Genomic DNA, 20260 nt, shown 5'->3' on the forward strand with positions numbered 1-20260 from the left:
CTGACCACACGGGGAATCCTTCATGAGTGCCAAGCCTGTCCACGTATTGTGTATCGGCCTGCCGGTTCGCGACCTGACCTTTGCCGTCGAATCCGTCCCCGGGCGTGGCCAGAAATTCCCTTCCCAGCGGTTCGCCCAGATCATCGGCGGAAATGCGCTCAACGCTGCCATCGGCGTCAGCCGGCTGGGTGGCCGGGCATCGATGACCGGGCCGATGGGCGACAAGAACGAGACCGCCGACCAGTTTCTGTTCGACGATCTCGCCAGGGAAGGCATCGACTCCGCGCATCTGGTGCATATGCCGGGACTAGTGACACCGATATCGGCCGTCATGATCGACCCTTCGGGCGAACGCACCATCGTGACCTTTCGCGATCCCGAGCTCTGGAAAGTGAAGCTGCCCGATCACGACCTGCTGCTGAAAGACTGCGACGCCATTCTGGTCGAGAGCCGCTGCGCGGGCTTTGCCACCGAGCTTTGCATCGAGGCACGTCATCGCGGCATTCCCGTCGTCGTCGACATCGACAGCACGCTGTCGCAGCGCGAGGGCCTGCTGACCGCTTCCTCGCACCTGATCTTCTCGGACGACGCGCTGCAATCGACCGCCGGCATCACCGACAATCTCAAGGCGCTGCAGAAGATGGCAACGCTGACCTCGTCCTTCCTCGCCGTCACCCGCGGCCCCCGCGGCACCCTGTGGCTCGACGAGCAGGGACATCCGAAAGAAACCCCCGCCTTCCCCGTTCACACCGTGGACACGCTCGGCGCCGGCGACATTTTCCATGGCGCCTTCGCGCTGGAGTTCGCGGGCGGCAAGCCGGTACCGGAGGCGCTGCGCTTCGCGTCCGCCGCCGCGGCCCTGAAATGCACCCGCTATGGCGGTGCTTTCGCCTGCCCGCAACGTGCTGAAGTCGAACAGCTTTTGAGGGAATCCAGGGTCGGCGCCCTTAGCTGAGGCGGCACAGGGCTTGCTTTGGAAGAATGTTCTATATATGAGGTTCATCTACCCCATAATTAGAACAAAGTTCTTCCCATGACCGATGTCGCCGACCAGCCCCTTGAATCCACCCGCCGCCTCGATGCGATTGATCGCAAGATCCTGACCGTCCTGCAGGAAGATGCCTCGCTGTCGGTAGCCGAGATCGGCGACCGCGTGGGGCTTTCGTCGACACCGTGCTGGAAGCGCATCCAGCGCCTCGAGGCCGACGGCGTGATCCTCCGCCGGGTGGCGCTGGTCGATCAGAACAAGATCGGCCTGGGCATCTCGGTGTTCGTCTCCGTGGAAAGCGGCGACCATTCCGATGTCTGGCTGAAGAAATTCGCCGACGCCGTCAGCGCGATGCCCGAAGTCATGGAATTCTACCGGATGGCCGGCGACGTCGACTACATGCTGCGCGTCGTGGTCGCGGACATGCAGAGCTATGACGTCTTCTACAAGAAACTGATCAGCGCCGTGGCCCTGAAGAACGTCACCTCCCGCTTCGCCATGGAGAAGATCAAGTCGGTCACGGCGCTGCCGGTGCCGCCCATGCCGGCTGCCTGAGCAGGATATTGTCGTCGCCCGGCCTTGCGCGCAATTGTGCGCTTGGACCGGGCGATGACAGGTAAAAGGGAAAAATTGATCATCCCTATCGATTGAAATGACAATAACGATCAATTAGATTTATTGATCAAACGGCATGAGGATGTGGCCAAACCGGAGTTTGGCCCATGACCGTTCTTGCCCAAGATGCGAACCGCACCGGCCCGCTTGCTGCGCGCAGCTTGCCACTTCTGCCCGGATTGGCCCTCACTGTCGCAATCGCCGGCGCCGCATTCGCTTTGCGTGAGATCCCCTACGTCGGCTTCGCCAGTCCGATGATCCTGGCAATCGGCATCGGTATCGCGATCCAGAACACGTCCGGCACGCCGGCAGCAGCCAAAGCCGGCATCACCTTCTCCATGCGCAGCATCCTGCGCTTCGCCATCATCCTGCTCGGCCTGCAGCTCACCGCGGCGCAATTGCTGGAGGTTGGCGCCGTCGGCTTTGCGGTGATCGCTGCGACGCTCGTTGCAACCTTCGTCTTCACCACGTGGCTTGGCCGCGCGATGGGTATCGACCGCAGACTGGTCGAACTGATCGCCGCCGGCACATCGATCTGCGGCGCCTCCGCCGTGATCGCAACCAACACCGTGACCCGCGCGCCCGATGAGGATGTCGCCTACGCGGTCGCTTGCGTCACCATCTTTGGCTCGATCGCCATGTTCGTCTATCCGCTACTCAGTAACGTGCTGCAGCTCGACCCGCATCATTTCGGGCTGTGGGCCGGCGCATCGATCCACGAGATCGCGCAGGTCGTCGCCGCCACCTTCCAGCAGAGCCGCGACGCCGGCGAATTCGGCACCGTCGCGAAACTCGCGCGCGTGATGATGCTGGCACCGGTGGTGATCACACTTGGCCTGCTGGCGACACGGCGCGCACGTGGCATCAGCGCGGAATCCGGCAACGCCAAGGTGCCGATCCCGTGGTTCGCCTTCGGCTTCGTGGCGATGGTGATCCTGAATAGCCTCGTTGACGTGCCGCATGCAGCTATGAGCGTGATCATCCCGATCACGACCTTCCTGCTGACCATGGCGCTCGCTGCAATGGGGCTGGAAACCAATATCCAGAAGCTCCGCGCCAAGGGCCTGCGCCCGCTGCTGCTCGGCGCCGCAGCCTTCCTGTTCATTGCCAGCTTCAGCCTTGCGCTGGTCACACTGACTACCTGACGGAGATCATATGACGCTCGAACAGCTCCGGATCTTCGTCGCCGTCGCCGAACACGAGCACATGACCCGGGCTGCCGAGAGCCTGCATCTCACCCAATCCGCCACCAGCGCAGCGATCGCCGCGCTGGAAACGCGCTATGCGACGCAGTTGTTTCACCGTGTCGGCCGCCGCATCGAGTTGACCGAGATTGGCCGCGCCTTTCTGATCGAAGCCCGGGCCGTGCTGGCACGCGCTGCCACCGCGACGACCGTGCTCACCGATATGGCCGGCATGACGCGCGGCTCCCTTGCGCTGGCCGCGAGCCAGACCGTCGGCAACTACTTTCTGCCGCCTGTCATGGCGCGCTATCGCCAGCGCTTCCCCGGCATCGACCTCAGCCTGCGCATCGGAAATACCGAACAGGTGGCCGGCTGGGTGCGCGATGGCGAAGTCGATCTCGGCATCGTTGAAGGCGCGATTGACGATCCGGCGCTCGCGACTCAGCCCGTGGGCGACGACGAACTTGTGCTGGTGGTCGGCCGATCGCACCCATGGGCGAAGCAACACGCTGTCATGCCGGGTCAGTTCGCTGAGACAGACTGGGTGCTGCGTGAAGCCGGCTCCGGCACGCGCGCAATCGCGCAATCGGTGCTGGACCAATCAGGAATCGCGCATGACCGCATTCGCGCTGCCATGGAGCTGCCATCGAACGAAGCCGTCTGCGCGGCCGTCGTGGCTGGCGCTGGCGCGAGCATTATGTCCCGGCTGGTCGCCACCGCCCTGATCGGCAACGGTGACCTGATTGCGCTCGACGCCCAATTGCCGACCCGCCGCTTCGTCATGCTTCGGCACAAAGAACGCTACGCGACACGAGCCGCAAGAGAAATGTCGCAAATGATCATGGCAGGCGAGACGACAATGACCAATTCTACAATGTCATAAATTCCAACAAGGCGAGCATCGGATGAGTCCAGCGACGAGGCAGGGCAAGACGTATTGCCCTGCCTCGTCGCAAAACCCATCTCCGCTTCGACCTGATCAATCGAGGCCGCTCTTCTTCATCAGAGCGACGGCGGCGGGCGACGAGATGTAGGTGAAGAACTGCTTGGCAGCTTCCACATGCTCGGCCTTCGACGAAACCGCCGCAGTGACAACACTGTTCTTCTGCAGATCCTCCGGCAACGGCCCCACGATCGCCAAGCCCGGCTCCAGGCGCAGCTCGCTGATTTGCTGCAGGCCAAGTTCGACCTCTCCGCTCGCGACCGACTCACCGACGAATTTCCGGCCGAGAATGACCTTGCTCTTGGCTGCGACTTCGTCGGCGATACCGAGCTTCTTCAAGAGAACGTTGGCGACGTAACTGCCGCTGGCGCCCTCCGAATAGCCGATCGATGACGCGTTCAGGAGCGCTTGGCGCAGAGCCGCCGCGGAGGATATGTCAGGCAGCGGATGCCCCATCTTGACCGCCACGCCGATCTTGGAGACCGCGATATCCTTGCGCTCGAGAGGCACAAAGAAGCCGCCCTTCACCAGCTCGTCCATCCCCGTATTCACCATGATCAGCACATCGACGTGCTCACCGTTTTTGATACGCACCTGGCTCGCTTCCGGCGAGTTGCCGGACGACGGCCCCCACGACATCGTCACTTTGTGACCGGTATCGCGTTCGAACAGAGCCGCGATTTCGGAAAACGATCCTTTCAGGATTCCCGTGGTCAAGACTTTGATGTCGTCTGCCCGTGCATTGCCTGCACATGCGAGTAGAGCGCCGACGGCAACCAAAGTCTTCGCTGTTCGCGTGAAATTCATCCAGATCCTCCCTTTCTTGTTTTGGCGATAACGGCTCACCGCAAGGCCCGCATGTGGCGTATCTTGCGATGAGGTCTTGGACTTGCGTCGCGGCTCTGCGGAATACAGCCGGCAATCAAGTGTCAGCGGGGGCCGAGAACAAGGACCCCGTCGGCCGCACGCACGCCCTGGCCTGAGGGAAGCACGAAGACCGGGTTGATCTCTGCTTCCACAAGACGCTCGCCGAGCTGCGCCACCATCTCCGAAAACGCGACGATCGCGGATGCGAGGGCATCGACATCGCATTTCGGCCGGCCACGGAATCCGTCCAGCAGCGGCCATGTGACGAGGTCGCGGGCCATGGCCAGCGCCTCCCTGCGGGCAAGGCCGCCCTCCGGCGGAAGCAGCCGCATCGTCGTATCCTTGAAGAGTTCGGCGGTGACGCCACCCATGCCGAGCAGGACCGCCGCCCCCAGGGAATCCCTGTGCATGCCGAGGATGAACTCGACTCCGCCCGTGACCATCTCCTGAACGAGGAAGCGCTGCGGACGCTCGGACGTGTTGCGTTCGACTTCGTCGGCCATGGCCGTCAGGCGGGCGCCAATGCTCTCAGCCGTCAGGTTCATCGCAACGCCGCCGACGTCGCTCTTGTGCGTGATCACACTGGACAGGATCTTGAGGACCACTCGGCCGCCGAGAGCGCGTGCCGCAGCTTCCGCTTCCCGAGGCGTGGCGACGATCTTCTCTACCGCGGTCGGCACGCCGAAGCGCGCGAACAGCGTCTTCGCCTGTGCTTCATCGAGCGCGCCCGCAGGAAAGTCGCTGATGTCGATCGTCCGTCCTGCGCGGCCGGTTTGCTGCAGCGGCACGACGTGTCCGGCCTGCAGCAGCCCGTCCAGCGCACCGGCGCAGCTCTCTGCGGATGTATAGGCGGGAACACCACGCTGGGTCAGGACCGACACGACGTTCGGCGCGTAGGGGCTGACATAGGCGATGACCGGCTTGTCGCTCATCGGCAGGCAGTCCTGGATTGCGTCGGCCATCAAGGCTGGCGTGCCCACCGCGGACGAGCCGACGACGATCACCAATGCATCATAGGAAGGGCTGGCTAGCAGCGTGCGAATCGCGCCCCGGAGCAGCTCCGGCTGCAGACCCGCCAGTGTCACGTCGATCGGATTGCGATCCAGGACGGCATGAGATCCCGATTGCAGGGCGCGCAACTGCTGGGCGGTCTGTTGGTCGGGCACGGGCGTTTCAAAGCCTGCGATACCCAGACAGTCGGACACGATGGTGCCGGCGCCACCGGTCGATGTCAGAATCGCCACGCGCCTACCACGCAGCGTGCGCCCGGCCGAAAGAGCGGCGGGAATATCGAGCAGATCCTCGAAGGTTTTCGCACGAACGATGCCAAGCTGCCTGAAGAAGGCATCATACATGCGGTCCGACCCTGCGAGCGCTCCGGTATGGGATATGGCAGCCTTAGCGCCCGCTTCCGATCGACCGATCTTGAAGACGACGATCGGTTTGCCGGCGCGCCGCGCTTTCAACGCCGCTTCGCGAAACCGCGTTGGATTGCGGATCGCCTCGACATAGAGCGCGATGACTTTGGTGGCATCGTCATCGGCGAGATAGTCGATGAAATCGGCGAGTTCGAGATCCGCCTCGTTGCTGGTCGAGACCAGCTTGGACAGTCCGATGCCGCGCGCGGCCGCGCGCGACAGCAGGGATCCGAGAATGCCGCCGCTCTGTGAGACCAGACCGATCGATCCTGCGGTGAAGTGATCCATCGCCAGCGCGCCGGACGCGGACAATACGATATTGTCGGTGAGGTTCACCAGGCCGATCGTATTCGGCCCGAGAACACGCATCGATCCGGCGGCCTCCAGGAGTTGCTTCTGCCGTTCGGCGCCGTCTGATCCGGTCTCTGTGAAACCGCTGGCGAGAACGATTGCAGCGGCCGTGCCACGCTTGGACAATTCGCGCACCGCGCCATGGGCACGCTCCGCGCCAAGCAGGACAATGGCGACGTCCGGCACGGTCGGCAGCGACGCGATGTCCGGGTAGCAGGTAAGGTCGCCGATCTTGTCCACCTTGGGATTGACCGGATAGATCTCGCCGGCAAAACCATGCTTGAGCAGATACGAGACCGGTCGTCCGGACGTCTTGTCGGGATCCGCCGAGGCGCCAATGATGGCGACGCTGCGCGGTTGGATCAACCGCTGGATGGCATTCATCGTCATCGGTCTACTCCTTCGACGACGACTGGGCCAGAAACGCCAGCACGGCTTCCCGATGCTCGGTGCTGGTGTAGCAGATGCCCTGCGCCTGACTGCCGAGCGCGAAAATCTCGTGCGCAGAATGTTCGAACGTTTCGTTGAGGATCTTCTTGCCCAGCGCGAGTGCGGTCGGAGAATACTGCGCGAGGTCGGCCGCCCAATTCCGCGCGGCCGTCAGCAGCTCGGCGGATCCCACCTTGCGATCCATGATCCCGAGCGCAAGCGATTCATCGGCCTCGACGACGCGGCCGGTAAAAATCAGCTCTTTCGCTTTCGACAGCCCGACGCGTCGGGGCAGAAAATACATCCCGCCGCCGTCCGGGATCAGGCCGCGTTTGATGTAGGACCAGGTGAATTTGGTGTGCTCGGTTCCCATCACGAAATCGCAGGCCAGCGCAACATCCGCGCCGAGGCCGGCGGCGGCGCCGTTGACGGCGGCAATGGTCGGCTTCGGCAGATTGAGCAGCAATGATTGCGCGCGATGCACGCCCTGCTGCCGGCTCCAGCCGTTGAACGCAACCTCTCCCTGTGGCGCTTCAAGCCGGCGCTTCATGCCGCTGATGTCGCCGCCGGCACAGAACGACTTTCCGCGGCCAGTCAGGACGAGGGCCTTGATCGCATTGTCACGGGTGACCGTTTCGAGCGCGCTGACGAACTCGCTACGCATGTCGTCGCTCATTGCATTACGCCGATCCGGGCGGTTGAGGGCGATCGTCGCAACGCCGGCGTCAATGGAAAATTCGATCAACTGAAAGGACATGGAAAGGCCTGTGCTTGAAGTTTGAGATGGGGAGGACGCGCGTGGAGAGCCGACCTATTCCGCCTTGATGTTGGCGTCCTTGATCAGCTTGCTCCAACGTCCTTCTTCGCGCTGGACATAGCGATCGAGTTCGGCCGGAGAACTTGCCTCCATGATGAGACCTTCGTTGGTCTCGAGGCGCTTGAACGCTCCCGAGCTCACCGCTTGTTTGACTGCCTTGTTCAAGCGATCGATGATCGGAGCGGGGGTCTTCGCTGGTGCATAGAGGCCATACCAGGATTCTGCCGCATATCCGGGAACGCCAGCCTCTGCCACGGTCGGCAAATCTGGATAGGCGGGCGAACGCTCCGACGACGTCACGGCCAATGCGCGAAGCTGGCCAGACTCGACCAGCGAAGCCGCACTCGCCACGGTCGTAAAGATGACCTGGATCTGGCCACCGAGAAGATCACTGATCGCGGGCGCAGCTCCCTTGTAGGAGACGGTGGTCAACTTCACGTTCGCCATCGTATTGAAGAGCTCGCCGGCGAGATGGGCGGACGTTCCGACGCCGAATGTCCCATAGTTCATCTTGTCGGGGTTCTTTTTCGCCTCGGCGATCAGGTCGGCAATCGACTTGATGCTCGACGATGGATTGACGACGACGACGTTGAACGATCGCGCGATCAGCGAGACCGCGGCAAAGTCTTTATGCGAATCGAACGGCAGCTTCGCGTTGAGGCTCGGATTAACCGCGTGCGCGAACGTCGCCATCAGCAGCGTGTAGCCATCAGGATCGCTCGTCGCCACAGCCTGGGTGCCAAGGATCGTACCCGCTCCGGGCCTGTTCTCGATGATCACCGATTTCTTCAGAGCCGGAGAGATAGCCTGCGCCAGCGTCCGTGACACGGTATCCGTTCCACCGCCGGCCGCAAACGGAACGACGATCTTGACGAGTTTTTCGGGGTATTCGGCATGCGCCGGTCCGGCAGACATTGCAGCCGATGCTAGATATCCGATCAGGCAGGCGACCAAGCCCGCGGCGCCAAGCGCGGCGCGTAATGCGATGGCCGGTATTTTCGATGTGCGACCGATCAGGGCGCCTGCGGCTTCCATGCTGGCAGTCATGCCAATCTCCCTTCGATTTTTTGCGCGAGGCATCTGAACCGTGCCGTCGTCATCAAATGCAGCGCGATGCCACCTCGACGGTGCGCTGTTTAGCACTTGCACGAACGCGGTCATTGCCGCATTTCCACCTGGTGGAATTGGCGAACATACCCTATTTGATGTCGGGATCGCGATTGGAGGCGTCATGACAAAGAGATTTGTTCCGCAAAAAGCTCCTATAAATCGCTCATTGGACAGGGGCATCGCGATCCTCAGAGCGTTTCGGCCCGGCGCGGAGCTCCTCGGCAACGGTGAGCTATCGGAGCGAACGGGTCTATCACCTGCAACGGTCAGCAGACTCACGCAAACGCTCACGCATGCGGGATATCTGGAATACGATTCCATGCAGCGCGCGTACCGGCTGGGTGCGGGCGTTCTCAGTCTGGGACATGCCATGCGGACAGGATCGTCCGTTCTGCGGATTGCTACCCCTCTGATGTCGGGGCTGGCACGACGCCTGCGTATCAATGTCGGGCTGGCGGTGCAGGATTCGGACGAGATGGTGTATCTCGAATCGCTTCGCTCTAATGCCCGTGGTTCTCAGCGCGTCATCGTGTCCGGACATCGGGTGCCCATCGAGCTCACGGCGCTGGGCCGCGCATTTCTGGCCGCTGCAAAGGACCCCGAGCGAGCCGCGCTCATCGCCCGGCTGAAATCGAAGGGACGCAAACGCTGGCCACTCATCGAGCGGGGAATTGCCGAAGCCGCAGCCAGCATCAAACAAAAGAACTACTGCATCGCCACATGGCAGCCCGAAGTCACAGCGCTCGCAACGCCCATCGTCATAGAAGGGCGACCGGTCTATGTGCTCAATGTCAGCGTCACCGCGGACGAATCCGCTGCCATCTGGGAAGAGCGGCTACACCAGCCCCTTCTGGATCTGGCGGCACAGATTCGGGCGGCCATCATCGATCTGGAGCTGCCCTAAACACGATCCTGTCGCGAAGTCTCGTTCTCTTTCATCGAAGCCGAGACTCCATCTTTTTGTCGTGATGCGTTCCTCGCGAGAACCGGCATCCACGTCGTTCGAATACGCTCTATATCGTCTGGTTGTACGCCCCGACTTCCGGATGCGTTCGCAGCACCACGTTCATCGCTTCGAACATGTCGTGCATGCGCTGCTCGGAGACCGGACTTTCGACCACGACCACCAGTTCCGGCTTGTTGGACGATGCGCGCACAAGGCCCCAGCTGCCGTCCTCGCAGGTGACGCGCACGCCGTTGACCGTGACGAGATCGCGGATCGATTGTCCGGCAACCTTGTCGCCCTTCTTCTGCGCATCCTCGAAATGCTTCACCACCGCAGCAACGACGCCATACTTGGTCTCGTCGGCACAATGCGGCGACATGGTCGGCGAGGACCAGGTCTTCGGCAGCGCTTCCTTGAGATCGGCCATGGTCTTGCCGGGCGCGCGGTCCATCATCTCGCAGATGGCAATCGCCGATACGAGGCCGTCGTCATAGCCGCGACCCACCGGCGCATTGAAGAAGAAGTGGCCGGACTTCTCGAAGCCCGCCAGCGCCTTCAACTCATTGGTGCGGCGCTTCATGTAGGAGTGGCCGGTTTTCCAATAGGTCGTCTTGGCATTCTGCTTCTGCAGCACCGGATCGGTCACGAACAGTCCGGTCGATTTCACGTCGACCACGAAGGTCGCATCCTTGTGAACCGCCGACATGTCGCGCGCGAGCATCACGCCGACCTTGTCGGCGAAGATTTCCTCGCCGGTATTGTCGACAACGCCGCAACGATCGCCATCACCATCGAAACCGAGACCGACATCGGCCTTGTGTTCGAGCACCGCATCGCGGATCGCGTGCAGCATCTCCATGTCTTCCGGATTCGGATTGTATTTCGGGAAGGTGTGATCGAGCTCGGTATCGAGCGGGATCACCTCGCAGCCGATGGCTTCCATCACCTGCGGCGCGAAGGCGCCGGCCGTGCCGTTGCCGCAGGCCACGACAACCTTCAGCTTACGCTTGAGCTTCGGGCGATTGGTGAGATCGGCGATGTAGCGCGCCGGATAATTCTCGTGGAATTGATAGGAGCCGCCAGCCTTGTTCTTGAACTCGGCATTGAGCACGATCTCCTTGAGCCGGGTCATCTCGTCCGGGCCGAAGGTCAGCGGCTTGCTGGCGCCCATCTTCACACCGGTCCAGCCATTGTCGTTATGCGAGGCCGTCACCATGGCGACGCATGGCACATCGAGATCGAACTGCGCGAAATAGGCCATCGGCGTCACCGCGAGACCGATGTCATGGACCTTGCAGCCGGCGGCCATCAGGCCCGTCATCAGCGCGTATTTGATCGAGGCGGAGTAACCGCGGAAATCGTGTCCGGTGACGATTTCCTGCTTCTGGCCGAGTTCGGCAATCAACGCACCGAGCCCCATGCCCAGCGCCTGAATGCCCATCAGGTTGATTTCCTTGCCGAACAGCCAGCGCGCGTCATATTCGCGAAAACCCGTGGCCTTTACCATCGGCTCGGATTCGTAAGCGTAGGTATTCGGCACGAGCAAGGGCTTCGGCTTCGGAAACATCGGAGAACCTCGCATCAATTGGGATCAATCTTGAATGCGCAGGCTTAGCCTTTGCGCACGCCTGTGGGAAGGCGCATGGGCATTCAAGGATGCGAGTTTGTTTAGAATTGGGCTGCGGCGTGAATGCCTGGGGGATATGAGGTACTACTGTTCGAGTACCATCCGGCCATTTGCATATTCGAAGCGTTTCAACTTCGAGAGAAACGATAATCCTAGCAGATTCTCGGACAGCGCCTCATCGGGCAGCACCATCGCATCGACGTCACGCACGGTGAGTTCACCGACCTGCACGACAGCGATTCGCGCGCGTGCCGCCTTCAACGTTCCATTCGCCGTTGTCACCGTGGCGTTATAATCGGCACGCGACGGACGCAAACCGAAGCGCGCCGCCGACTTTTCATTCAATGCGATGACAGATGCGCCAGTATCGACCATGAAGCCGATGCGCTGGCCCTCGATGCTCCCCTCAGTCTGGAAGTGACCTCGCGCATCGCGCGCAATCGACAGGCTGCGGATACCGGCCTTTGCATTGCCTTCTGTCGTGGTTGTCAGTGATGCCGCTTTCGCCATGGCCGGCGTCGTCGCCGTCATCTTGTCGGCCATCTGCGCCATCACGGTGCCCAGACCGATCAGGATCGCCGCGAAGAACATGATACTACGCATACGCAACCTCACTGAACGCAATCAGGGGAACCGCGAGTTCATCACACGGGCTCACCACCGTCCGTTCAGGACGGCCTTACAGACTGCTATTTTCGCGAAAAGGATGAGCGAAGCGTTAATGAGCGGCACTTTGCCTGATGATCACGTCCCGCGGGGCTTCACGCGGCGCGTCGGCAGTGCATTGGCGGGATCTTCCGGCCAGGGATGGCGCGGATAGCGGCCGCGCAGATCGGAGCGGACGTCCTGATAACTGCCGCGCCAGAAGCCCGGCAGGTCGCGCGTCACCTGCACGGGCCGCTGCGCCGGCGACAGCAATTCCAGTACCAGCGGCACCCTACCCTTGGCGACCGAGGGATGGGTGTTCAGCCCGAACAATTCCTGCAGACGGACGGCAATGGTCGGCCCCTGCTCGGCTTCATAATCGATCGCCAGCACGGTCCCCGTCGGCGCCTCGAAATGCGTCGGCGCTTCCTTGTCGAGCCGCGCACGCAGATCCCAGGGCAGCAAGCCCATCACGGCATCGGACAGATCGCCGGCCGAAAAATCCTTCAGCGAGGTCTTGTCAAACAGCGCCGGCATCAGCCACGTCTCGCGTGCCGTGGCGAGTGCCGTGTCAGACAGATCGGGCCATGCGTCGCCTTCGGACGCGCGCAGGAACATCACGCGCCCCCGCCACTGCTGCAACGCCTTCGACCACGGCAGGCGATCAACGCCTGCGGCAACGAGGCCATCGGCGAAAACGCGCGCGGTGGCTTCGGACGGTTTCAGCGTGAACGGCGCTTCCGACAGTGTGATCGCATGCAGCACACGCTTGCGGCGCCCGCGCAGCGACATCGATGCACGATCGAAACTGACATCGTCGGTATTCTCGATCTGATCGGCGAAGCGCGTCTCGATATCGGCCTGCGCGATGGGCGCTGCCAGCAGGATACGGCCATTGGCGGCGGTGCCGGTGAGTTCGGCCACCGCAATATAGGGTGCCCGCGCCAGTGCCGCGCTCTGTTCGATCGACGCACCGCGGCCGTTGGCAAGCACGAAACTGCCATTGCCGCGATTCTTCGCGACACGATCCGGGAAAGCGAAAGCGAGCATGGTGCCGGTGCTTAACTCCCCTCCCCGCCCCTCCTCCGCAAGGGGGGAGGAAGCAGAAGAGCTCTCCACCTGCCCCGCCCATCTTTCCGCCAGCTGCCGCGCGCTACCGGCGCGCTGCGAGCGATCGCGGCGGAACTGATCAAGCCGGTGATCGAGATCCACACTGTCACCACCAAGACCGCGTTCGGTCAGGATGGCGGCGATCCCGGCGGCGTCCTCGCCATAACCAAACCGTGCCGAGTCCACGATCATGCGCGCCAGCCGCGGCGGCAGCGCCAGCGCGCGCAGCGCCTGGCCTTCACCGGTGATACGACCATCGCCATCCAGCGCGCCGAGTTCGCCGAGCAGGCCGCGCGCTTCCTTCAGCGCTGGTGCCGGCGGCGGATCCAGGAAGGTCAGTTGTGCGGGATCGCTGACGCCCCATTGCGCGAGATCGAGCACCAGCGTGGACAGATCCGCGCTGAGAATTTCCGGCTGCGTGTAAGCGGGCAACGATGCCGTCTGCGGCTCGTCCCACAGCCGGTAGCAGATGCCAGGCTCGGTACGACCGGCGCGGCCACGGCGCTGGTCGACGGCCGCGCGCGAGGCCCGTACCGTCTCCAGCCGCGTCAGCCCGATATCCGGCTCGTAGCGCGGCACCCGGGCGACGCCGGAATCCACCACGATCCGCACGCCCTCGATCGTCAACGAGGTCTCGGCAATCGAGGTCGCCAACACGACCTTGCGCTGGCCCTTGGGCGCAGGCTGGATGGCGCGATCCTGAACGCCAGCATCGAGCGCGCCAAACAATGGGACGATCTCGATGGATGCATCCTGCACGCGCTCAGCCAAAAAATTCTGCGTGCGGCGGATCTCTGCGGCGCCCGGCAAAAAGGCCAGCACCGAGCCCGGATCAGCGCGCAATGCCGTGGCGATAGCGTCGGCCATCTGCCGCTCGAGCTGGATATCGGGCTTGCGGCCAAGATAACGCGTCTCCACCGGATAAGCGCGGCCCTCGCTGGCGATGACCGGCGCGTCGCCGAGAAGCTTCGCGATGCGCGCGCCATCAATGGTCGCCGACATCACCAGGATGCGCAGATCCTCGCGCAATCCGGTCTGCGCATCGCGCGCCAGCGCCAGGCCCATATCAGCATCGAGCGAGCGCTCGTGGAATTCGTCGAACAGCACGGCGCCGATATTCTTCAGCTCGGGATCATCGAGAATCTGCCGCGAGAAAATGCCTTCGGTGACCACTTCGATCCGGGTACTGCGCGAGATCTTGGAGCCGAAGCGCACCCGATAGCCGACGGTTTCGCCAACGCGCTCGCCCAATGTCTTGGCCATCCGCTCGGCGCTGGCACGGGCCGCAATCCGCCGCGGCTCCAGCATGATGATCTTTTTGCCCTTCAGCCACGGCGCATCGAGCAAAGCCAGCGGCACGCGCGTGGTCTTGCCGGCGCCTGGCGGCGCTACCAGCACCGCGGCATTGCTGGCTTCCAGCGCGCCCGACAGGTCGTCGAGCACGGCGTCGATGGGCAGGGATGTATCGAAGGTTCGGGTCAAATCAGGCTCTGCAATGGTCCCGGGTGTCATACGCGGCAGCGGGGCGGCGGACCATCCCACATTCCTTAACGGGCGTTAACTACCCCACCAAACTCGCACTGCCGCGACCATTTGCGGGGCATATTTGGGGTCCAGAGAAAGGCAATTGAAACCGATCTCGCCTCATGATGTCGTCAAAAGAAGCGCCGAACAGGGGATACCAATGACCACCAGCGGCACATTCGCCCTCGCCGATCGCGCAGCGCTGTCAGGCACGGAGCGAATCGACTGGGTCGATTACGCCAAGGGCATCTGCATCATCATGGTGGTGATGATGCATTCGGTGCTGGGCGTCGAACTGGCTGCCGGTCAGACCGGCTTCATGCACCTGCTGGTGGCCTTCGCCAAACCGTTCCGGATGCCGGACTTCTTTCTGATCTCCGGGCTGTTCCTGGCTGTCGTCATCGACCGCGACTGGCGGACCTATCTGGACCGCAAGGTCGTCCACTTCCTGTATTTCTACGTGCTGTGGGTCACCATCCAGTTCGGCTTCAAGGCGCCCGGCTTTGCTGCCGAACACGGCTGGGCCTATGTCGCCAACCTCTATCTCTTCTCTTATATCGAGCCATTCGGCACGCTGTGGTTCATCTATATGCTGCCGGTGTTCTTCATCGTCACCAAGCTGGCGCGGCGCATGCCGCCGCTGCTGATCTGGAGCATCGCCGCGGCGCTGGAGATGGCGCACATCACCACCGGCTGGACCATGATCGATGAGTTCTGCTCGCGCTTCGTCTACTTCTATTCGGGCTATCTGTTCGCAACGCAGGTCTTCGCGCTGTCGGATCGCGCCCGCGCCAGGCCGGTCATGGCACTGGTCGGTCTCGCCACCTGGGCACTGGTCAATGCTGCGCTGGTTTACGACGGCTGCAGCGAATGGCCTGTGATCTCGCTGTTGCTCGGCTTCGCCGGCGCGGTGGCGATCATCGTAATGGGCACGCTGCTGGCAAAGATGCAGTGGCTCGGTTTCATTCGCTTCTTCGGCGAGCATTCGATCGTGATCTATCTCGCCTTCTTCCTGCCGATGGCGACGTCGCGCGCGCTGCTGCTGAAGTTCAGTCCCTTGGATATCGGCACGATTTCACTGCTTGTAACCGTCTGCGGTGTGCTCGGCGCGCTGGTAATATGGAAGCTCGCGCTGATGGCTCGCGCGAACTTCCTGTTCGAGCGTCCGGCCGCCTTCTGGATCGCGCCGAAGAAGAAAGGCGCGACCCTGCAGGCGGCCGAGTAAAAATCACACGGCCGTTGGCGACGAGCTATTGTCCAGCTTCACACCGTCCTTCATGTCCTCGATCTTCTTGCGGAAGCCTTCCGCGTCGCCGAAGTCCGCGAAGCCGACATAATGCGGATGTGGACCGAGCACGCGGCGCGCATGCTTGATCGGACACCAATAGACCTCGGTGCGCGCGGCGACTTCGCGCACGAAGGCAGCTACGCCGTTGCAATAGGAGCAGTAGGCGCAGTTCAACTTCTCGATGATGTTGAGATAGGCCAGGTGATGCCGGTCGAACACCAGGTAATCACGACGACGTACTTTGGGAATGCCGTAAATCGGAAAGCAGATCGCCTGATAGGCCATCACCCAGAGGTCGATCAGCATGAAGGGGATGATCAGCGAATAGATCACCGGTGCCGACAGCACGATCAGCGGATTGGCGCTGAAGAGGTATTTTGAGGCCTTCACCTTGATGGCGCGCTGCAGCTTCTCGATGTCCTCGGCGAATACGATCTTTCGTCGCTCGACATGAAATCGCAGCTCTTCCCGCCGGCGGGTCAGCTCAGCCTCGATCTCGGCCTCGACGCTTTTCATCTTGTCCATCAGTTCGGCGAGATCGGGCATGAATGATCCTTCGATTGGCAATGACCGGCGCAAGGGCACATGGAACAGGGCGCGACGCAAGCCGGACCACATGACAAAAACCGGCGGGATGACCGGCCGACAGACTGTCATTTCCGGTGAAAATCCTTAAGTTGCGGCCATGCCGAAAACCTCAGAAACAGCCGCCGCCAAGCCCGCCACCGTCAAGGCCCTCGCGAAGGGCGACCATGTCTTTCTGGTCGACGGCTCATCCTATATTTTTCGCGCCTATCACGCGCTGCCGCCGCTGAACCGCAAGTCCGACGGACTGCAGGTCAATGCGGTGCTGGGCTTCTGCAACATGCTGTGGAAGCTGATCCGCGACATGCCGCCGGACAACCGGCCGACGCATCTGGCAATCATCTTCGACAAGTCCGAAGTCACCTTCCGCAACAAGCTGTATCCCGAATACAAGGCGCATCGGCCGCCCGCGCCGGACGACCTGATCCCGCAATTCGCGCTGATCCGCGACGCCGTCCGCGCCTTCGACCTGCCGAGCATCGAGCAAGGCGGCTTCGAGGCCGACGACCTGATTGCGACCTATGTCCGCGAAGCCGGTGAACGCGGCGCGACCGCCACCATCGTATCCTCCGACAAGGATCTGATGCAGCTCGTGACCGAACAGGTCACCATGTACGATACCATGAAGGATCGCCGCCTGGGGATCGCCGAGGTGATCGAGAAATTCGGCGTGCCGCCGAACAAGGTCGTCGAAGTGCAGGCACTGGCCGGCGACAGCGTCGACAACGTGCCCGGCGTGCCCGGCATCGGCATCAAGACGGCGGCGCAGCTCATCACCGAATATGGCGACCTCGAAACCCTGTTGAATCGCGCCGGCGAGATCAAGCAGCCGAAGCGTCGTGAATCGCTGATCGAGCACGCCGAGAAGGCGCGCATCTCCCGGCAACTGGTGCTGCTCGATGACAAGGTCGCCCTTGAGGTGCCGCTCGATGACCTCGCGGTGCATGAGCCCGACGCGCGCAAGCTGATCGCGTTCCTGAAGTTCATGGAATTCTCGACGCTGACGCGGCGCGTGGCTGAATATGCGCAGATCGACATCGCTGATGTGGAGGCAGACGGCGGTTCTGCGACGAAAGTGTCCGCGCGCAAGACCAGCGAAGCGGGCGGCCAGGGCGGCGACCTGTTCGGCGACGCGGAGACCCCGCCAAGCCCGAAGAGCAAGACCGGCGCCACGAGCAATAGCGCTCACGCAACCGGCCCCGGCGGCAAGGAGGCTCTCACACCGATTTCACTGGCAAAGGCTCGTGCCGAAGCCGCGCGAAAGCTGCCGGTTAATCGTGACGCCTATCTGCCCGTACGCACGCTGCCAGAACTGCAAAAATGGATCGCGCGCATTCTCGATACCGGCCACGTCGCGTTCGAATGCAAGGCGTCGTCGATCGATCCGATGCAGGCCGATATGGTCGGCATCGCGCTGTCACTCGGGCCGAATGATGCTTGTTACGTGCCGCTGGCCCATCGCCAGTCCGGCGACGGTTCCGGCCTGTTCGCGGCCGATCTCGAAGCTGACCAGATCAAGGCGTCCGACGCGCTCGAGGCGCTGAAGCCGGTGCTGGAATCTGCCGGCCTCCTGAAGATCGGCTTCAACATCAAGTTCACCGCGGTGTTACTGGCGCAGCATGGCATCACCCTGCGCAACACCGACGACGTGCAGCTGATGTCCTATGCCCTTGACGCCGGGCGCAATGCCCATGGCCTCGATGCGCTCGCCGACATCTGGCTCGGCCATGCCATGCTGACCTATGGCGAGATCATCGGCTCCGGCAAGGGCAAGCTGACCTTCGAGCAGGTCAAGATCGACCGCGCCACGACCTACGCCGCCGAAGACGCCGACGTGCTGCTGCGGCTGTGGAACGTGCTGAAGCCGCGACTTGCGGCCGAACACATGACCACCGTCTATGAAACGCTGGAGCGTCCATTGATCTCCGTGCTCGCGCGCATGGAGCGTCGCGGCATCTCGATCGACCGTCAGGTCCTCTCGAAACTCTCCGCCGATTTCGCCCAGACCGCTGCGCGCATCGAGTCGGAGATCCGCGAGATTGCCGGCGAAGAGGTCAATATCGGCAGCCCGAAGCAGCTCGGCGACATCCTGTTCGGCAAGATGGGATTGCCGGGCGGCTCGAAGACCAAGACCGGCGCATGGTCGACCTCGGCGCAGGTGCTCGATGAACTGGCCGAGCAAGGCCACGAATTCCCGCGCAAGATCCTCGACTGGCGGCAGGTCTCGAAACTGCGCTCGACCTATACGGATGCGCTGCCGAATTACGTGCATCCGCAGACCCATCGCGTTCACACCACTTACGCGCTGGCTGCAACGACCACGGGACGCCTCTCGTCCAACGAACCGAACCTGCAGAACATCCCGGTGCGGACCGAGGATGGCCGCAAGATTCGCCGTGCCTTCATTGCCGCGCCCGGTCACAAACTGGTCTCGGCCGATTACTCACAGATCGAACTGCGGCTGCTCGCGGAGATCGCCGACATCCCGGTGCTGAAACAGGCCTTCCAGGACGGGCTCGACATTCATGCCATGACAGCGTCGGAAATGTTCGGGGTGCCGGTGAAGGACATGCCGGCCGAAATCCGCCGCCGCGCCAAGGCGATCAATTTCGGCATCATCTACGGTATTTCGGCCTTCGGCCTCGCCAATCAGCTCGGCATCCCGCGCGAGGAAGCCGGCGCCTATATCAAGAAATACTTCGAGCGCTTCCCCGGCATCCGCGCTTATATGGATGCGACGCGCGATTTCTGCAGGGAACACGGCTATGTGCAGACACTGTTCGGGCGTAAATGTCATTACCCGGACATCAAGGCCTCGAACGCCTCGATCCGCGCCTTCAACGAACGCGCCGCGATCAATGCCCGCCTGCAAGGTACCGCCGCCGACATCATCCGCCGCGCCATGACGCGCATGGAAGATGCGCTGGCGGAGAAGAAGCTCTCAGCCAAGATGCTGCTGCAGGTGCATGACGAACTGATCTTCGAAGTGCCCGATGACGAAGTAGCGGCCACGCTGCCGATCGTGCAGCACACCATGCAGGATGCGCCATTCCCGGCAGTGCTGCTGTCGGTGCCGTTGCAGGTCGACGCGCGGGCAGCGAATAACTGGGAGGAGGCACATTGAGCAGCGGCCCTTCCCGCACCCGATTGAACCGTCGCGGGGGGATATGAGTTTTACAGGCATCAGCCCGCTGCTGGCCTTTGCGCTGACCGCAACGATCATCGAGATCACGCCTGGGCCTAACATGGCTTATCTCGCGTCGCTGTCGCTCACGCACGGGCTGCGGATCGGCTTCGCTGCTGTTGCCGGTATCGCCCTGGGCCTGATGACCTACGGTATCGCCGCGGCGCTCGGATTAGCCGCGATGATCGACAGTTCGCGCTGGTTCTATGAGATGCTGCGATGGGCCGGCGTGGCCTATCTGGTGTGGCTCGCCTGGGATGCATGGTCGAGCGAAAGCGAAACCGCTGATGCGGGTGAAGGCGAGGACAGCCAGCCATGGCGCGCATTCCGGCGCGGGCTGGTGACCAACCTGCTCAATCCCAAGGCGGCAATCTTCTACGTCGCAGTGCTGCCGGAATTCGTCCGGATCGATGGCGGCCCTGTGGTAACGCAGACGCTGATGCTGAGCGCGATCTATGTCGGCATCGCCACGGCGATCCATATGACTATCGTCCTGCTCGCCGGAAGCCTGCAGGAGACCATCGCCACGCCCGACCGACGCCGGACGGTTCGCCGCGGCCTGGCACTCGCCCTGTTCGGTATTGCGATCTGGTTTGCTCTGACCAGCGGCCGTTCGCATTGAGTGACAA

At 62.4% G+C, this 20260-nt stretch carries 16 protein-coding genes; 8 read left to right on the forward strand and 8 right to left on the reverse strand.

Translation table 11 applies throughout. The features are described 5' to 3' along the window. The first annotated feature begins 22 nt into the window (after positions 1-22). From CIW50_RS23555 to CIW50_RS23570, 4 genes are all read left to right on the forward strand, one after another. A complete protein-coding gene (locus CIW50_RS23555; protein ID WP_149533603.1) occupies positions 23-955 on the forward strand; it encodes a sugar kinase in 933 nt (310 codons plus the stop codon). 78 nt (positions 956-1033) lie between these two features. Further along, positions 1034-1543 (forward strand): Lrp/AsnC family transcriptional regulator, encoded by a 510-nt coding sequence (locus tag CIW50_RS23560; protein WP_149533604.1) that lies wholly within the window; start codon positions 1034-1036, stop codon positions 1541-1543. 230 nt (positions 1544-1773) lie between these two features. Then, on the forward strand, positions 1774-2748 hold the full coding sequence (locus CIW50_RS23565; RefSeq protein WP_502707534.1) for a YeiH family protein: 975 nt from the start codon (positions 1774-1776) through the stop codon (positions 2746-2748). A 10-nt stretch (positions 2749-2758) separates the two neighbouring features. Then, positions 2759-3670: a LysR substrate-binding domain-containing protein gene (locus tag CIW50_RS23570; RefSeq protein WP_149533606.1), complete on the forward strand. Its 912-nt coding sequence runs from the start codon at positions 2759-2761 to the stop codon at positions 3668-3670. A gap of 96 nt (positions 3671-3766) precedes the next feature. Here CIW50_RS23570 and CIW50_RS23575 read toward each other — a convergent pair whose 3' ends face one another. The 4 genes from CIW50_RS23575 to CIW50_RS23590 form a co-directional block, all read right to left on the reverse strand. Further along, positions 3767-4447, reverse strand: a complete 681-nt coding sequence (locus CIW50_RS23575) for a molybdate ABC transporter substrate-binding protein (protein WP_246664431.1) — start codon at positions 4445-4447, stop codon at positions 3767-3769. Between the two features lie 212 nt (positions 4448-4659). Next, positions 4660-6750: an acetate--CoA ligase family protein gene (locus tag CIW50_RS23580; protein WP_172980450.1), complete on the reverse strand. Its 2091-nt coding sequence runs from the start codon at positions 6748-6750 to the stop codon at positions 4660-4662. A 10-nt stretch (positions 6751-6760) separates the two neighbouring features. Further along, positions 6761-7552, reverse strand: a complete 792-nt coding sequence (locus CIW50_RS23585; protein ID WP_149533609.1) for an enoyl-CoA hydratase/isomerase family protein — start codon at positions 7550-7552, stop codon at positions 6761-6763. A 54-nt stretch (positions 7553-7606) separates the two neighbouring features. Beyond that, complete coding sequence (locus tag CIW50_RS23590) at positions 7607-8659, reverse strand: tripartite tricarboxylate transporter substrate binding protein (RefSeq protein WP_246664432.1); 1053 nt, start codon at positions 8657-8659, stop codon at positions 7607-7609. 184 nt (positions 8660-8843) lie between these two features. On the opposite strand from CIW50_RS23590, the gene CIW50_RS23595 reads away from it, so the two are divergent. Next, on the forward strand, positions 8844-9626 hold the full coding sequence (locus tag CIW50_RS23595) for an IclR family transcriptional regulator (RefSeq protein ID WP_149533610.1): 783 nt from the start codon (positions 8844-8846) through the stop codon (positions 9624-9626). 109 nt (positions 9627-9735) lie between these two features. Here the strand turns inward: CIW50_RS23595 and CIW50_RS23600 are convergent, their stop codons facing one another. The 3 genes from CIW50_RS23600 to hrpB all read right to left on the reverse strand — a co-directional run bounded on the left by CIW50_RS23600 (position 9736) and on the right by hrpB (position 14532). Beyond that, positions 9736-11235 carry a phosphomannomutase/phosphoglucomutase gene (locus CIW50_RS23600; RefSeq protein ID WP_149533611.1) on the reverse strand — a complete coding sequence of 500 codons (1500 nt, stop codon included), beginning with the start codon at positions 11233-11235 and terminating at the stop codon, positions 9736-9738. Between the two features lie 144 nt (positions 11236-11379). Continuing rightward, positions 11380-11898 carry a TIGR02281 family clan AA aspartic protease gene (locus tag CIW50_RS23605; protein WP_068732748.1) on the reverse strand — a complete coding sequence of 173 codons (519 nt, stop codon included), beginning with the start codon at positions 11896-11898 and terminating at the stop codon, positions 11380-11382. Between the two features lie 141 nt (positions 11899-12039). After that, positions 12040-14532 carry an ATP-dependent helicase HrpB gene (hrpB, locus tag CIW50_RS23610; protein WP_172980440.1) on the reverse strand — a complete coding sequence of 831 codons (2493 nt, stop codon included), beginning with the start codon at positions 14530-14532 and terminating at the stop codon, positions 12040-12042. Positions 14533-14734: 202 nt separating this feature from the next. On the opposite strand from hrpB, the gene CIW50_RS23615 reads away from it, so the two are divergent. Continuing rightward, positions 14735-15799, forward strand: coding sequence for an acyltransferase family protein (locus CIW50_RS23615; RefSeq protein WP_149533612.1), 1065 nt, complete (start codon positions 14735-14737; stop codon positions 15797-15799). A gap of 3 nt (positions 15800-15802) precedes the next feature. On the opposite strand, the gene CIW50_RS23620 is transcribed toward CIW50_RS23615, so the two are convergent. Next, a complete protein-coding gene (locus CIW50_RS23620) occupies positions 15803-16408 on the reverse strand; it encodes a hypothetical protein (protein ID WP_149533613.1) in 606 nt (201 codons plus the stop codon). A 139-nt stretch (positions 16409-16547) separates the two neighbouring features. Here CIW50_RS23620 and polA point away from each other — a divergent pair, with 139 nt between their 5' ends. Both polA and CIW50_RS23630 read left to right on the forward strand, forming a co-directional pair. After that, positions 16548-19571, forward strand: coding sequence for a DNA polymerase I (polA, locus tag CIW50_RS23625; RefSeq protein WP_149533614.1), 3024 nt, complete (start codon positions 16548-16550; stop codon positions 19569-19571). Positions 19572-19614: 43 nt separating this feature from the next. Beyond that, a complete protein-coding gene (locus tag CIW50_RS23630) occupies positions 19615-20253 on the forward strand; it encodes a LysE family translocator (protein WP_172980441.1) in 639 nt (212 codons plus the stop codon). Positions 20254-20260 lie beyond the last annotated feature (7 nt).

The organism is Tardiphaga sp. P9-11 (assembly GCF_008329525.1).
Lineage (GTDB): Bacteria > Pseudomonadota > Alphaproteobacteria > Rhizobiales > Xanthobacteraceae > Tardiphaga.